Raw genomic sequence first — 14,937 nt, 5'->3', positions numbered from 1 at the left:
AATCAGTTCTCCCACTGCAGGTCGTCAACGGCGTCGAGGATACGGTCCACGCCGGGCAGGTAATACTTCTCGAGTTTGGGCGCCGGGTACGGCACGTCGAATCCGGTGACGCGCCGGATGGGCGCGGCCAGGTGGTGGAAGCAGCGCTCCTGCACCCGGGCCACGATCTCGGAGGCCACGGACGCGAACCCGTGCGCCTCGGCGATCACCACGGCCCGGCCGGTCTTGCGCACCGACTCGCACACAGTCGCATCGTCGAACGGCACAATGGTCCGGACGTCGATCACTTCCAGCGAGCGCCCCTCCAGCGCGGCGGCTTCGGCCGCCGCCAAAGCGGTGGGCACGGATGGGCCGTACGCAATCAGCGTCGCGTCGGTGCCGGGACGCGCGACGGCGGCCCTCCCCTCGGAGCCGAGTCCCGCCGTCGCGCCTTGCTCATGAAGGCGGCGCAGCTCGCCAAGGTCCACGGAGTCCTTGGTCCAGTACATCTTCTTGGGCTCCATGAAGACCACGGGATCGTCCGAGTCGATGGCTTCGCGGAGCATCCGGTAGCCATCGGCCACGGTGGCGGGGGTGTAGACCTTCAGGCCGGCGGTGTGGGCGTAATAGGCCTCGGACGAATCGCAGTGGTGTTCCACGCCGCCGATGCCCCCGCCGTACGGGATGCGGATTACCAGGGGCAGCTTCACGGTCCCGCGGGTGCGGTTGTGCATCTTGGCCACGTGACTGACGATCTGCTCGAACGCCGGGTAGGCGAACGCATCGAACTGCATCTCGATCACCGGGCGCATCCCGTTGATGGCCATGCCCACCGCCATGCCCACGATGCCGGATTCGGCCAGCGGGGTGTCGAAGCAGCGCTGCTCGCCGAACGTGGCGGTGAGGCCGTCGGTGATGCGGAAGACGCCGCCCAGCATGCCCACGTCCTCGCCGAACATCAGGACTGACGAATCGGCGTGCATGGCGTCGGCCAGCGCGGTGTTCAGTGCCTTGGCCATGGTGACCGGCTGCGGGCCCGTGGCTTCGGCGGTTGCCGCGGCGGAGGCTGCGGCCCGGGCGGTGGCGGCGGAAACGTTGCCGTTGGCCTCGGACGAGGTGGTGATGGTGGGACTCACTTGCCGGCCTCCTTCGAGTCAGTTGTGGATGCAGCGTCGCGGGCGAGTTCGTCGGCGAGCATTTCGGACTGTTCCTTCAGCTGCGGCGTCTGCCGGGCGAACACGTGGCGGAAGAGTTCCTGCGGGTCCACGGGCACATCCTCGCTGAGGCCCTCGCGCAGCTGCGCGGCAACCGCTTCCGCCTTCGCGCGGATCCGGGCCTCGCCGTCGTCGTCCAAAATCCCCTGGCCGGTGAGGTACGTCCGCATCCGGTTCACCGGGTCCTTGGCCCGCCACTCGGCAACCTCGGCGCTTTCCCGGTAGCGGGTGTCGTCGTCGGCGTTGGTGTGGGCCTGCATGCGGTAGGTGTTGGCTTCCACCAGCAGCGGGCCGGAGCCGTCGCGGCACAGCGCAACGGCGCGGTCCAGGACGGCGAGGAGCGCCACCACGTCGTTGCCGTCCACGCGTTCGCCGGCCATGCCGTATCCCACGGCTTTGTGCGCGAGCGACGGCGCCACGGACTGGTGCGCCAGCGGCACCGAGATGGCGTACTTGTTGTTCTGGACGAAGAAGATGACGGGCAGGTGGAAGACGGCGGCGAAGTTGAGGGCCTCGTGGAAGTCGCCTTCGCTGGTGGCGCCGTCGCCGCACATGGCCAGCACCACGGTGTCCTCGCCGCGCAGCTTCGCGGCATGGGCGACGCCGACGGCGTGCAGCAGCTGCGTGGTCAGCGGGGTGGACTGGATGCCCACCTTGTACTGGAGAGGATCGTAGCCGCCGTGCCAGTCGCCGCGGAAGATGGTCATCACCTGGACGGGGTCCACGCCGCGGGTCATCACGGCCACGGCGTCGCGGTAGGTGGGGAACATCCAGTCGCCGTCCGCGAGGCACAGGGCGGCGGCCACCTGGCACGCCTCCTGGCCGTGGCTGGATGGGTAGACAGCCATGCGGCCCTGCCGGACCAGGGCGGAGTTCTGGTCGTTGACGCGGCGGCCGACGACGAGCTTTTCGTACGCTGCCAGCAGTTCTGTATCGCCGGGCACGGGATATTCGTGGCCGGGTTCGGTGCCCTGCTCACCTTTGTCCTTGAGCCGGCCGTCCGGGTCCACCATCTGAATCTGATGCCGGGCGGGCAGCATGTAGTCCTCGGCGGTGATGCCGAACTTCTTGACTGCCTCGGAGAGGGCGTTGTCCGGCCCGGTGTTACGGGCGGTTTCCGGGGCCGTGTGGTTCGCGGAGATCGTCATTGGTCCGTCCTTCTGTTGCCACTATTCCTTCCAAGTATTGACCTGCGGCAGGTTTCGTATCCAGCACCTGCGGGAATCGTGGAGAAGATGCTTCTCGAGGGGTGAAATGGGAGACGATCTGTAAATGTGAGCTGGCTTACGGGAGGGGTTGTGGACGAAATGGCGGCGCCCGGTCGATTGGGGCACTTCCTTCATGCAGGATTACGCAGGGGCGCTCTGGCCTGTAGTTGCGAAGCGCTCGGCAAGGATGGCGAACGCAGAAGCCAGCTCAGGCGGCCCCACCACCTCCATGGGTGCGTCGAACCGTCCAATCGTGGCGGCCAGCGCCGCCCAGGACCAGGCACCTGATTCAAGGCTGCAGGTGTGTCCGTCAATGGCGGTGACTGTTCCGTCGCCGGCGAACGGGAGGACGCGGTCCGCTGGCAGGTGCAGGATCACTGTTCCCGTGCATGGCCACTGGTTTGCGCTGGATCCTTTGAAGCGGGCGGAGACGAAGTCCCTGAGGTCGCCGCCGGGAAGAGTGCGCGGAGTGAAGCGGGGCCCGGGCGGGGTGCGTGGCTGGATGCGGTCCACCCGGAAAAGGCGCCAGTCGTCCCGGCCCAGGTCCCACCCCATGAGGTACCACCGCCCTCGGGCGGTAAACAGGTGATGCGGCTCAACACGGCGGGGTGGGGCTGGCCCCGGGTCCACCGTGATGGTTGCGCCAACGTGCGCGTAGTCGAACCGGAGGGTCTGCCTGTCGCGGATGGTGTTTGCCAGGACAACCAGGATGTCCAGCGAGATGTTCCTGGGAACGCCATTGGCCGATGGGCCGATGGCGGTCACCTTAAGCGCGTCGAGGCGGTGCCGGAGCCGTGAGGGAATGATCTGGCGGATGGTGCCCAGGGCGCGGATGGCGGCTTCTTCGATTCCGGCGCCCATGGCGGGGGCCGTCTGCAGGGCGATGGCGACGGCGAGCGCCTGTTCGTCGTCGAAGAGCAGCGGCGGCAGCTCGCTTCCGGCATCCAGCCGGTACCCGCCGTGGGGGCCCATGGTGGTCTGGATGCTGTATCCCATCTCCCGCAGCCGGTCGATGTCACGGCGTACGGTCCGATCGCTGATCTTCAGGCGGGTGGCCAGCACGGTTCCCGGCCAGTCCCGGCGGGTCTGCAGCAGGGACAACAGACTTAGCAGCCGCGAGGAAGTGGACATGACATCACCCTACGCTTCAGTCCCGGACAGAAACTGACCTGCACCCTTGCCATGCTGGGTTCATCGGCCTGAGCAGGCCGCAACCACAGAGGAGTACAACCAGCATGCAGACAACCACCCATCTCAACTTCCGCGGCGACGCCCGCCAGGCCTTGGAGTTCTACCAGTCCGTGTTCGGCGGCCACACGGTCCTGAACACCTACGCTGATTTCGGCATGCCGGCGGGGCTGCCGGGTGCCGACAACGTGGTGTTCGGGCTGGTCACCTCGGAGAACGGCTTCCGAGTGATGGGATACGACATTCCCGGTCAGAGCGGGGGCTCCCTTGCCGGCGGCGGGTCCACCCGGCGCGAGAACAACACCACGGTTACAGAGCAGGCCCTGTTCGTCTCCATAGAGTCCGAAAGCCTGGACGAGCTGCAGGGGTACTGGGACAATCTGGCTGCGGACGCCGTCATCGTAGAGCCGCTGGCTGCCTCGGCATGGAGCCCCGGGTTCGGCATGCTCACGGACCGGTTCGGCGTGACCTGGAGTGCCAGCGTCTCCGGCGCACCAAGCCGCTAAGAGGGCACGTCTCGAAGGGGTGGTGTCGCTAGGGCGTCATGCGGTAGCCCACCCCGTGGACCGTCTCGATCCACCGCGGCCTCCGCGGCGTCTCGCCGAGGCGCTTGCGGAGGTTGCTGACCTGGACCTCCACGGCGCGCTCTTCCTTGGCACTGACGAAGCCTCCGGTGTTGTACGGCTCGTTGCGGAGCCGGTGGACCAGGTCCGCCTTCGTCTGGATGGTTCGCCCGTTTTCCATGAGGGCCAGGAGGATATCGAATTGGCTCCGCGTCAGGATCACGGACCGTCCATCAACGGCGGCCTGCCGGGATCCTTCATGCAGGGTGAGCCCTCGATGCGAAAAATCGATTTGTCTCTGCTCAGCAGCGTGCGTTGATGGTTCTAAAGAATGGCCGACGGCGGGACGCAGGTGGATTGCTTCGTCAGGGCCGGCGTCGGGGGTTCCGTGGTTCTGGTGGGCTGCGGCTGGACCTTCCAGGGTCCGGGGCCGCCGGAACATTGCCCGCACGCGGGCTTTGAACTCGCGGGCCCGGAAGGGCTTGACCAGGTAGTCGTCAGCGCCTGCCTCGAACCCAAGGAGCGCATCCGCCTCCTCGGACCGGGCGCTGACGATGATGACGTAGGCGTCGCTGAAGGTGCGGATGCGCCGGGACACCTCGATCCCGTCAAAGTCCGGGAGGCCGATGTCCACGGTGACCAGGTCGGGCTGGTGCTCAGTCACCTTGGCAAGCCCTTCGGAGGCCGTTGCCGCCGGATGAACGGAGAACCCTGACTGTTTCAACAGGTCGGTCAGGGCCATCCTGTTGGTGGCTTCATCCTCAATCACCACCGCCACGCCGCGCTGCCCCATAAATCTCCTTACGTCGCGGAGCTCCGGCAATGGTCTGATCCGGCATGCCCTCCCCAGTGGCCCTTACTGCTTACCTGACCATCCGCGCACCACAGCGCGGCTGCCTACTCCTGCTTCCTTCTTCAGGTATTCGGCGCCGCGCTGTGCGTGGATGGACCGGGTTAATGATGCTTAGTTGATGAAGTCCTTCATCCAGGCCTTCAGGTCTTCGCCGAATTCGACGCGCTCGGACGCGAGGGTGATGACGGCTTTGAGGTAGCTGAGTTTGTCTCCGGTATCGAAGCGACGGCCCTTGAACACCACGCCATAAACCCCGGCCCCTTCACTGTCGCCCGCAGCAAGGGACTGCAGGGCGTCGGTGAGCTGGATTTCATTACCCCGGCCCGGCGGGGTGTTCTCCAGCACACCGAACACGGACGGGTGCAGCACATAGCGTCCGATGACGGCGAGGTTCGACGGCGCTTCCTCCACAGCGGGCTTCTCCACCAGGCTGTTGACGCGGACGTAGTCCTCGCCCTCAACGGCCGTGATGTCGGCGCAGCCGTAGGCGCTGATTTGAGACGGTTCCACTTCGATCAGGGCGATGACAGATCCCCCGGTCTTCTGCTGCACATCGATCATGGTGCTCAGCAGGTTCTCAGCCTCATCAATGAGGTCATCACCCAGCAGCACCGCGAACGGCTCATCGCCAACGTGCTGCTTGGCGCACAACACAGCGTGGCCAAGTCCCTTCGCCTCACCCTGACGGACATAGTGAATCGGGCCCAGTTCGGACGCATCCTGGATGGACTGCAGCCGGTCCTTATCGCCCTTCTGCTCCAGCAGGCGCTCCAATCCAGGGGCGCGGTCAAAGTGGTCTTCCAGGGCACGCTTGCTGCGGCCCGTAATCATCAGGACGTCGTCCAAACCGGACTTGATGGCTTCTTCCACCACATACTGGATGGCCGGGCGGTCAACCACCGGCAGCATCTCCTTCGGCATTGCCTTGGTGGCGGGCAGGAAGCGAGTTCCCAATCCGGCAGCAGGAATGACGGCTTTGGTCACAGATCTTCCCTTAGTCATGGGAGAACCCTATAAACGCGCCCGGCAAGACGGCAAAGCGAATTAGTGGCCAGCAAAATGACAATCTTCACATTTGCCTCTTTCTCTAACCCGCCAAGCTACTAAAGTCGGTGGATTTTTGCTTGTCAGACGGCATATTTCAATGAGGAAACGCTTTCCACTCATTCACCAGCCGCCTTTCACGAGACCTTAATCACACGGAAAAATGTAGTCATAAAAGCAGTAACATGTTCGCCATGCCGTACGGTTCGCGCGCTAGCGCAGCCGCTCTCACCTGCGTCGAGACGGCCTGACCTGCGGTAATGCACTCATGCGGCGAAAACCGTCAGGTTACTGAGGAAATCCTGAGAAGTAGTCCACACGTTTACCAAGTCTTGAGCCGCATCCCAGAAAAATCTGAGAATTAGCTGGTTTGCTGGGTTTTTAGGGAACCAAGTAGTGCCATTTTGAAAATAGAGTACCCGCTACCCGTGCAGATTTATTGCGTTTGCCTGTGTAATTGGAATTGTCCAAATTTCCGGCCTCCTCCGCAGGGGCCGGGCTCCTGCTGGAGCCGACGGCGGTAGCCAACTCCCTGAGACCGGGTTGGCCCCCCAGTCCGTCGTCGGCTCCGTCACCTGTCCGACTTCCACGTCGACTGTCAGTTGGATCATCCACCGCCTGCCGGGCCTGTCATCGAAGACAGACCGGCAGGCATTTTCATGCCCTGAAACAACAGGCTGCGGTTCCGCTGCGGCCCGCCGCCGTGGCCCCAGGCCATCCCAGTTAGACCTAGAGGAAAGAACCACATCTTTTGAAGTCCCTGCTGCAAGATACGTATGCACGTCAAATGTCCATGATCATTCTCGCGGGACTGGTGTTGTCGGCTTGCGTACCCTTCGCCGTCCAGTTCTTTTCCACCGGTTACCAGCTGCCCGTCTTCGTGGCAGCCGTCCTTCCCATGCTCCTGGCCCTTGCCCTGATCCTCAGGCCGGGCATCGCAGGGCGGGACCGCTTCGGCAATCAGCGTGCCACCGAGCGTCTGGGCGCCCAGCTGCTCCTGTACTTGTCCCCCGTGCTTCTGCTGAACATCGTCTACCCGGTGGTCAGCCCCACCATGGCAGCGGTGGACGTGGACGGGGTGCCGCTGACCCTGGTGGTGCTGGCATCCTCCATCACCGTGCCGTGGATGGCGCAGGCAGCCTGCCTCCCCATCTACCGGGTCCTGGGTGACCTCATGGCAGGGCAGGATCTGGCCGCCATCACCCGGCGGTTCTGCCAGTACTGGCCCACCATCTTCCTGCAGACACTTCCACTGATCGCCGCCTTCGCCGTTCCCATGTGGTTGGCCACCGGATGGTCAGCATCGGTCATCCTGCACTACGTGATCCTGTGCGTGCTGCATCTTCTCTTCGTTCAGTCGCTGGTCCTGGCCAACGTGGCCAACCGCCGAGGCCTGTGGGCCTTGGCCTGGTCCGGCTACGCTGCCGCGCTCTTTGTATCGCCCACCACGTGGTGGCTCCCGCCGCTGGTGGGCACCGTCACCCAGATCGTGGCCATGCGCAGCGGACTCCGCCACCTGGGCTTCATCCAGCGCCTCAGCATGCGCGTAGTGGGCCAGGACCTGGTCCGCGGCATCTTCATGGGAGCCGTCCTGTGGGCTGACAAGTTCGCCCTGTTCGCCGTGACCAAGGGCGACTTCAACGTCGTCGCTGTCTTCGCCGCAATGCTGCCCGCCGTAGTGGCGTACAACTTCTACTTCGTCCAGCTGGCCCCCACCGTGGACAAGGCCCTGGGCCGGCTCCACAAGGACATCGCCGAGGCACCCATCAGCGCGCTCAAGGGCAGCTCACGCCGGCTCACCCGGGTGGTTGACAGGTCCGTGCTGCTCACCGGCGCCATCGCCGCGCTGTTGACGCTGACCGTCGCACTGGTGATGGCCGGCGTCGATCCGGCGCAGACAGTGCTGGCGGTGGCAGCTGCAGCGGCATCCTGGGGCTTCATGGTCCTCACCCTTTTGAGCTACGAGCTTGACTTCATTGGCGAAAAAGTGACACCGCAGCTTATTGGTGCCGTTCACCTGGCTGTCTGTGTCCTCGCGTTCATTGCCGGCGGACTGTTCGGCCCCCTGGCCGGCGCGGCCGGAAGCTACCTGCTGCTGGGAGCCGTGGACTTCATCCTCATCGCCATCGCCTGGATGTTCTACAAGCACCACTGGAGCCAGCCGGAATACACGCTCTTCTGGCGTCACGCCACCAGCTGGTAACTGCCCGCCCGGTCACCGGCCATAGCTTCATCACAACACCACGCCTGACTTCTTGAACGCATAAGGGGAACATTTTGTACTCGACACTGATAAGCCCAGACACCCTGCCCAAGGACATCCTGCCACTGCGGACCTCCCGGCCTGCCACGGCTGCGGAGCCTGAGTACGAAGACGTTGACGTAGCCATCGTCATGGAGTCCACTTACCCGTTCCTCAAAGGCGGGGTGTCCGCAGTGGTCCACGACATCGTGACCCACAACCCTGACCTGAGCTACGGCATCATCCACATCACCTGGGACTCAAACTCCCCGCTGACGGACCTCTACGGCATGCCCGCCAATGTCCGGTGGGTCCGCACCGTGTTCCTCAGCATGGAAGAACACCGGCAGGATTTCCTTGCGGTATCTGCCAAGGACCTGGGCATGACCCCCCAGCAGCGCGAGCAGCTCTCCCACCGGCTATTTGATTCGCTTTATGCGCTCTCCGAATACGGCGACGTTGACGGGCTGTGGAAGCTGATCGATGAAGGCATGAACGAACGGACCCGGCAGTACCCCCTCTGGGCCCTCCTGGGCTCCAGGGAGTTCATGCAGGCATTGCAGGTGCGGATGCCACAGCTGAACCTTTCCCTGTCCAACTCCTTCTGGACCCTGCGGAACTTCTTCTCCCTGGCATATGCCGTCCTCGGCGAGACGATGCCCCGTGCCAGCGTCTACCACGCCCACACAACCGGGTATGCCTCACTGCTGGGCGCAGCCGCAGCACGTGACCACGACACGTCGTTCCTGCTGACCGAGCACAACCTCTACGTCCGCGACACGGTCAACACCCTGCTGGACCGCAACATGGCGCTGTCCATCACGGAGGACGATTACCGCACCTTCGACGTGACCCCTGACCAGCGCGCCTGGATGGCGTGGTGGACCGAAATGGGCCGTTTCTGCTACCCCAGTGCCCGTCTGATCACCTACCTGTACCCCAGCGCCATCACCGAAGCTGCCCGCCTGGGCACCGACATCGACAAGTCGGTGGTGGTGCCCAACGGCATGGTCATCGAAGAGTTCGATGACAAGTACCGTGCCCGGCAGCAGGCGCTGGCAACGATGGAAAAGGAAGGTTCGGACTACGTCTGGCACCTCGTCTACATCGCCCGCGTGGTACCCATCAAGGGACTCCTTGACCTGCTTTCCAGCCTCGAAATCCTGAGGGACCGCGGCTACCCCAACATCCACTTGGATGTCCTGGGCCCCACCGAGCACGTGCCCGAATACTACGAGGCATGCCTCGCAAAGATCGAGGCCCTGGGCCTCACTGACCACGTCACCATCCACGGCACGGTCCACGTGCGGGACATGCTGGACCAGTTCGACCTCCTGGTCCTGCCCAGCTACAACGAGGGCCAGCCCATCGTTATCCTCGAGGCCATGGCAGCCGGTATCCCCACCGTTGGTTCGGACGTGGGAGGCGTTGCCCAGCAGATCGCGGACAACCTCATCACGCCGGACGGGCGCACCATCGGCCCCTGCGGCGAAACCGTCACCCCTGGCGATGTCCACCAGATGGCCGACGGGATCCAGGCCGTGATCGGCAACCTGGATGAGTACGCGGCCTATGCAGCCAACGCCCGCACCCGGGTCCAGGAGCTCTTCCAGATGCACGAGGTCATGTCCTCGTACAACCAGATCTACCGCGCCCTGGGCGATCTCCCGGTCGCGGACGAAATGGCTGAGTTCATGGACGAAAAGGTCCCGGCAGAACTGTGAGCGGTGTTGGCGCCTGGATCAGATACGGCGATCCGATCACCCCGGACCAGCTGTCCTTCGCAGCCGAGCACTACCGTTCCGCCATCCTGCAGCCCTGGGAGACGGACGCAGCAGCGGAGCTGAAGCGGCGCCGCCGGGATATGACAGTCCTGTGCTACAAGTGCCTGTCCTCCACCCGGGACTACGAGCCCGGCCCGGTGTACAGCTCCGGTGTCAGCCATCAGGAGGCCGAGGACCAGGGCGGGAACTGGTTCGCCACCCGGCTGGACGGTTCCCGCATCCAGTGGAACGGGTACGGCGGGCACTGGCAGATGAACGTCCGGGACCCCGGGTATCGCGAGCGCTGGGTCCGGAATGTCACCGCTGAGCTAGCGGATTCGTCCTTCGACGGGGTGATGGCGGATAACGACGTCTTCGAGGATTACTACCAGCTGAACCTTCCCATCCGGGAAGCCTCGTCCATGGCCGACCTCCGCGACGGGCTGGATCTGCTGGTGCACGCCGCCGGCCGGTCCCTGAACGGCGTCGGCAGGATCCTCGTCCCCAACATTGCGGAATCACGACGGCGGCCCGGGCGTTGGGCCTCGCACGCCGCCTACGGTGGCGGGTTCGAAGAAGTATGGCTGGGTTACGGACCGAAGAACCTTTTCGATCCCCAAACCGCCGAGGCCCAGCTCTCCCAGGCCGCGGGGCCTGGCCTGTCCATCCTGCGCGTTCCGACCGACGGGGATGACTCCCATCCCAACTTCACGTACGGGCTGGCGGCCTTCTGGATCTTCGGCGCCGGCCGCGGATCGTATTCGGCAACAGCCCATGACGATTACAGCCGCACCCAACACATCCCTGAGCTCGACTGGAGCCTGGGCAATCCGGCGGAAGAACCCAAGGGCCGCAACCACGTCTGGTCCCGGGAATTCAGCAACGGCTGGGCGGCCGTGAACTTCAACCAGGACGGCCGCCGCCGCCAGAAAGTCAAAGTGCCAGCCGGCCTGGCGGATGCTGCCGGAAACCCGGCCCCGTCATCAGTGGTCCTGCCGGCACAGCGGGGCGTCATTTATCAGCGAGGGCAGAACAATTAGGATTCTCATCACCCGGCGGCTGCGGGTACATCGGATCGCACACCATCCTGCGGCTCCTCGAAGCCGGGCACGACATTACCGTCATCGATAACCTGAGCAACTCCCTGTCCGAGTCGCTGCTGCGCGTGGAAAAACTGACCGGACGGGAGATCGCCTTCGTTGAAGGGGACATCGCGGACAGGTCATGCCTCGAGCGGATCTTCCACCAGGACGAAATTGAGGCGGTCATCCATTTCGCCGGGTACAAGGCCGTGGGCGAGTCCGTTGACCAGCCGCTGCGCTATTACGGCAACAACGTCAGCGGAACACTGACCCTCCTGGAGACCATGGACGCTCACGGCATCCGGAACCTGGTGTTCAGTTCATCCGCCACCGTGTACGGCGCGAACCCCCAGATGCCGCTGCGCGAAGACTTCCCGCTGCGGGCCACCAATCCGTACGGCCGGACCAAGCAGCACATTGAAGAGATCCTGGTGGATCTGCAGGCAGCGGACAGCCGGTGGCGGATTGCGCTGCTGCGCTACTTCAACCCTGTGGGCGCCCACCCTTCCGGGCTCATCGGGGAAGACCCGCAGGGCCCGCCCAACAACCTGTTCCCCTTCGTCACCCAGGTGGCGGTGGGCCGCAGGGACAAGGTCAGCGTCTTCGGCAATGACTACCCCACGGCTGATGGGACAGGGGTCCGCGACTACATCCACGTCATGGACCTCGCTGCGGGCCACGCGGCCGCGCTGGACTATCTGTCCGGCCACCAAGGGCTGCACACGTGGAACCTTGGGACCGGGCGGGGCTATTCGGTGCTGGAAATCATCCACGCGTTCGAGGCCGCCTCCGGCACCAGCGTGCCCTACGAGCTGGTGGACCGCCGCCCGGGAGATGCACCGGTCAGCCTGGCCGATCCTTCCAGCGCCCTCCGCGATCTGGGGTGGAAGGCGTCGGAGACGCTGGAGAGCATGTGCGCGGACGCGTGGCGCTGGCAGCAGCACAACCCGGACGGGTACCGGGCGAAGGCCCTGCCTGCATGACGCGCCCGACGGCGTAACTTGCCTGCCGCCGTCGGGCGTTCAGGGAGCAGGGAGGTACTTCCGGCCCAGGGTGAGCCAGCCGGGCTTGGTCTGATCCTGCGAGGCGTTGGCGAAGCGCAGGGGCGTCCCGTTGGGCAGCGGATTCACGGGGCGCACCAGGAGGGTGTAGGTTCCGGGGACCAGTCCGCTGACGCTGACCGGCGCCTTCCACTGCACCGTCATTCCGGGCTTCACCGCGGTCAGCTTCCACGACGTTCCCCACGTCCTGGCTATGTTTCCAGCGCTGTCCACGGCTGCGATCTGCACCGGCCAGTCGTAATAGAAAGGTGCCACCCCCACGTTGCTGACCATGACACTGACATCGCTCTGGCCGGTCACGGTTCCGCGGGTGACGGCGAAGGAGGTCGCGTGGAACCGGTAGCCCAGGGACTGGGCCGCGGCGGTGGCGGTGCTGAGCGCCTGTCCCGAGTAACCGGGGCTGAAGGCGTGCTGGTTGAGAAGCCAGGAGGCGTGGGTGGCTTGCACGCTGTCCGTGAACTTGTTGTCGGCACCGCTTTCCACCACGGGGCAGAGCATGGGAGCGTCGAAAATGCAGTGCTGGATTTCGGGCCGGAGTTCCCCGCCCACTGGCTGGGTGAGCCACTTCTGGGTGGCGCCGGCCTGCGCCATTTTGTCCATGAAGTGCCACCCGGTCCCCGGCAAAGTGCTCACGGCGAAGGAGTCGTCGTGGTAGCCCACGTTCAGGCTGCTGTTGGCGGCGTCCGGGTACCTGACCTGGAGCTTGGTTTTGGTGAAGGCCTTCGTGTAGGCCTGCAGCACGCGCTGCTGGGAGGCAGGAGATGCGAGCCAGTTCTCGGCGGACGCCCACCCGTCGTGCGGGTAGGTGTGCCATTCGCCCCAGAAGCCCAAGAGGCCCATCTGGATGAACCCGATCCGCGGATCGCCGTTGTAGCGGGACCCCAGGGCGGCGATGAAACCGTCCAAGGCGTCCAGCAGGCGGGGGTCGTCGTAGTTCGGGGAGACGCTGATCCCGCCGTTGCCGTGGTCCCAGTAGGTGTGGGTGGCGAGGCCGGAGTTCAGGAGGTACGCGGGGACACCGGAAGGCTTTCCCGGATAGTCAAGGTAGAACCTGAAGACCGACTGGTGGCCGCGGGCGGCGATGGCGTTCAGCTGCGCTTCAAAACCTGACCAGCTATACGTGCCCGGTCCGGTCACTACGGAGCTGACCGGCACGTAGAACCACTCCATGGAATGGGGCACCCCGGTGTAACTGCCGGCGTACGGAACGAAACCTGCCAGGGGACTGCTCGCCGGGACAGGTCCGGCGGCCAGGGAAGCCCACTCACCCGCCGGATCCGCTGCTTCGGCCGGAGGAGCCGCTGATCTGGAAGGAATGACCAACAGCACCGCGGCCACCACGCAGGAGATAAACACCGCAATAAAAAGCCGCCAGCCCTGAGCCTTTCCGCCCGAACGGTACCCCAAAGTATTCAATTGCATTCCCCCTGAGACCCGGTGACAAGCACCCAAATGAGACCACACAGTGAAAAACATCAATGAGACCAGGAACTTCTGACGCCACTCCCAATGCGGCGTTTCAAACTCAGTACTTCGGACTGATCCTAAAGCCGCAGACCACCGTTTCCCCATGGGTTTCCCGATCTTTCTTCGAGAACTTTTTCCTGGAACCACACCTACCCCGAGGCCATACGCATGACCCCCACACAATCCCCGTCCCCTGGCCTTCAGGCCCCGATGGAACAGAAGGTTCCGGCTTACGTGGCGGGTGCCCGGCCGCCGGTGGACCATTCGGTGCTCGACCGGTTGGAGGAAGAGCTGGAAGACGACGCCGGATACACCCCGGTGTTCGTGGCCAACTTCATCCAAGGCCTCCCCAAGAGGGTGGAACGGCTGCGCGTTGCCCTGGTCTCGGGCGACCTTGCAGGTTCCTTCGACGCGGTGCTCAGCCTCAAAACGTCCAGCCAGATGGTGGGCGCGGAGCAGCTGGCATCCCTGGCGCAGCAGCTGGAAGCCGGATTGCGCCGTGACGCCGCGACTGCCGACTCGGCCGTAGCGCTGCCGCAGCTCGCAGCTGCGTTCCTGGCAGCCATCACCCGGTGCAGCGGGGAGACCGCCCGCAGCCTCACGTCCCGGCAGGCAGACCCGCTTCAACGCTGACGGTTCCGGTTCACTGGGTGGTCACTATTTCGTCCGGATGCCGACCGGAGACTGGTTTCGTATCCCGACCCTCCAACAGTCAGGCAGACCTGCTCGATGAATGCCTAGACTGGGAGACGATTTGTAATGTGAGCTGGCTTACGGCAGGGGTTGTGAACGGGATGACGGCAAGGGACGGCCGGGCAGAGCCGGCGGAGCTGGACGACATCGACAGGAGCATCATCGCGGAGCTCACCCGGGACGGCCGGATGTCCGTGACACAGGTGGCGGAGAACGTCCACATCTCCCGGGCACACGCGTACACCCGGATCAACCGGCTCACGTCCGAGGGCGTGCTGTCCCGGTTCACGGCGTTGGTGGACCCCATCAAGGCGGGGCTGAAGTCCTCCGCCTACGTGACGCTCAAGCTCAAGCAGGACTCCTGGCGGGAACTGCGCGACCAGCTCGGCGCCATCCCCGAGGTGCACCACATCGCCCTGGTGGGCGGCGACTTCGATGTCATCCTCCTGGTCCGGGCCGTGGACAACATCGACCTCCGCCGGGTCATTTTCGACCAGCTGCAGTCCATGCCCGGCGTGCTGGACACCCAAACGTTCCTGGTATTCGAGGACGTGGACACCAGGTAGGAACCGGGGTTCGG

General features: G+C 64.5%; 12 protein-coding genes and 1 pseudogene. 7 read left to right on the top strand and 6 right to left on the bottom strand.

What is annotated here, in order from left to right:
* Window positions 1–2: 2 nt before the first annotated feature.
* The 3 genes from QE394_RS14480 to QE394_RS14470 form a co-directional block, all read right to left on the bottom strand.
* Window positions 3–1,115, bottom strand: coding sequence for a transketolase C-terminal domain-containing protein (locus tag QE394_RS14480; RefSeq protein WP_349034902.1), 1,113 nt, complete (start codon window positions 1,113–1,115; stop codon window positions 3–5).
* Window positions 1,112–2,341, bottom strand: coding sequence for a thiamine pyrophosphate-dependent dehydrogenase E1 component subunit alpha (locus tag QE394_RS14475; RefSeq protein ID WP_349034901.1), 1,230 nt, complete (start codon window positions 2,339–2,341; stop codon window positions 1,112–1,114). The genes QE394_RS14480 and QE394_RS14475 overlap by 4 nt, the downstream gene beginning before the upstream one ends.
* A 201-nt stretch (window positions 2,342–2,542) precedes the next feature.
* On the bottom strand, window positions 2,543–3,532 hold the full coding sequence (locus QE394_RS14470; RefSeq protein WP_349034900.1) for a WYL domain-containing protein: 990 nt from the start codon (window positions 3,530–3,532) through the stop codon (window positions 2,543–2,545).
* A 104-nt stretch (window positions 3,533–3,636) separates the two neighbouring features.
* On the opposite strand from QE394_RS14470, the gene QE394_RS14465 reads away from it, so the two are divergent.
* A complete protein-coding gene (locus tag QE394_RS14465) occupies window positions 3,637–4,095 on the top strand; it encodes a VOC family protein (protein ID WP_268156413.1) in 459 nt (152 codons plus the stop codon).
* A 28-nt stretch (window positions 4,096–4,123) separates the two neighbouring features.
* On the opposite strand, the gene QE394_RS14460 is transcribed toward QE394_RS14465, so the two are convergent.
* Together QE394_RS14460 and galU are read right to left on the bottom strand one after the other, a co-directional pair.
* Window positions 4,124–4,945 carry a response regulator transcription factor gene (locus tag QE394_RS14460; RefSeq protein ID WP_349034899.1) on the bottom strand — a complete coding sequence of 274 codons (822 nt, stop codon included), beginning with the start codon at window positions 4,943–4,945 and terminating at the stop codon, window positions 4,124–4,126.
* 171 nt (window positions 4,946–5,116) lie between these two features.
* Entirely contained in the window at window positions 5,117–6,007 is an 891-nt protein-coding gene (galU, locus tag QE394_RS14455) for a UTP--glucose-1-phosphate uridylyltransferase GalU (protein ID WP_349034898.1), read from the bottom strand.
* 829 nt (window positions 6,008–6,836) lie between these two features.
* On the opposite strand from galU, the gene QE394_RS14450 reads away from it, so the two are divergent.
* From QE394_RS14450 to galE, 4 genes and pseudogenes are all read left to right on the top strand, one after another.
* Window positions 6,837–8,252, top strand: a complete 1,416-nt coding sequence (locus QE394_RS14450; protein ID WP_349034897.1) for a hypothetical protein — start codon at window positions 6,837–6,839, stop codon at window positions 8,250–8,252.
* A gap of 74 nt (window positions 8,253–8,326) precedes the next feature.
* The gene (gene pelF, locus QE394_RS14445; protein ID WP_349034896.1) at window positions 8,327–10,015 is read left to right on the top strand and encodes a GT4 family glycosyltransferase PelF; all 1,689 of its coding nucleotides are present in this window, start codon (window positions 8,327–8,329) and stop codon (window positions 10,013–10,015) included.
* Complete coding sequence (locus QE394_RS14440; RefSeq protein ID WP_349034895.1) at window positions 10,012–11,094, top strand: putative glycoside hydrolase; 1,083 nt, start codon at window positions 10,012–10,014, stop codon at window positions 11,092–11,094. The genes pelF and QE394_RS14440 overlap by 4 nt, the downstream gene beginning before the upstream one ends.
* Before the next feature lie 14 nt (window positions 11,095–11,108).
* Window positions 11,109–12,119, top strand: a pseudogene (gene galE, locus QE394_RS14435) (UDP-glucose 4-epimerase GalE); the annotation flags it as partial.
* 39 nt (window positions 12,120–12,158) lie between these two features.
* Here the strand turns inward: galE and QE394_RS14430 are convergent.
* A complete protein-coding gene (locus QE394_RS14430) occupies window positions 12,159–13,619 on the bottom strand; it encodes a DUF4832 domain-containing protein (RefSeq protein ID WP_349034894.1) in 1,461 nt (486 codons plus the stop codon).
* Between the two features lie 213 nt (window positions 13,620–13,832).
* Here QE394_RS14430 and QE394_RS14425 point away from each other — a divergent pair, with 213 nt between their 5' ends.
* Entirely contained in the window at window positions 13,833–14,297 is a 465-nt protein-coding gene (locus QE394_RS14425; protein WP_349034893.1) for an Hpt domain-containing protein, read from the top strand.
* A gap of 161 nt (window positions 14,298–14,458) precedes the next feature.
* Entirely contained in the window at window positions 14,459–14,923 is a 465-nt protein-coding gene (locus QE394_RS14420; protein ID WP_349035414.1) for an Lrp/AsnC family transcriptional regulator, read from the top strand.
* The last annotated feature ends 14 nt before the right edge of the window (window positions 14,924–14,937 follow it).

Source organism: Pseudarthrobacter sp. SORGH_AS 212 (genome assembly GCF_030818145.1).
In the GTDB taxonomy this organism is placed as follows: Bacteria; Actinomycetota; Actinomycetes; order Actinomycetales; family Micrococcaceae; genus Arthrobacter.
Note: the sequence above shows the minus strand (reverse complement) of the source record. Positions and strands in the feature narration are given on the sequence as shown.

Coding starts and splice junctions, on each gene's coding strand:
- QE394_RS14470 (WP_349034900.1), bottom strand. CDS start 3,532: ATGTCCACTTCCTCGCGGCTGCTAAGTCTGTTGTCCCTGCTGCAGACC.
- QE394_RS14465 (WP_268156413.1), top strand. CDS start 3,637: ATGCAGACAACCACCCATCTCAACTTCCGCGGCGACGCCCGCCAGGCC.
- QE394_RS14430 (WP_349034894.1), bottom strand. CDS start 13,619: ATGCAATTGAATACTTTGGGGTACCGTTCGGGCGGAAAGGCTCAGGGC.
- QE394_RS14425 (WP_349034893.1), top strand. CDS start 13,833: ATGACCCCCACACAATCCCCGTCCCCTGGCCTTCAGGCCCCGATGGAA.
- QE394_RS14420 (WP_349035414.1), top strand. CDS start 14,459: ATGACGGCAAGGGACGGCCGGGCAGAGCCGGCGGAGCTGGACGACATC.
- QE394_RS14450 (WP_349034897.1), top strand. CDS start 6,837: ATGTCCATGATCATTCTCGCGGGACTGGTGTTGTCGGCTTGCGTACCC.
- QE394_RS14460 (WP_349034899.1), bottom strand. CDS start 4,945: ATGGGGCAGCGCGGCGTGGCGGTGGTGATTGAGGATGAAGCCACCAAC.
- galU (WP_349034898.1), bottom strand. CDS start 6,007: ATGACTAAGGGAAGATCTGTGACCAAAGCCGTCATTCCTGCTGCCGGA.
- QE394_RS14475 (WP_349034901.1), bottom strand. CDS start 2,341: ATGACGATCTCCGCGAACCACACGGCCCCGGAAACCGCCCGTAACACC.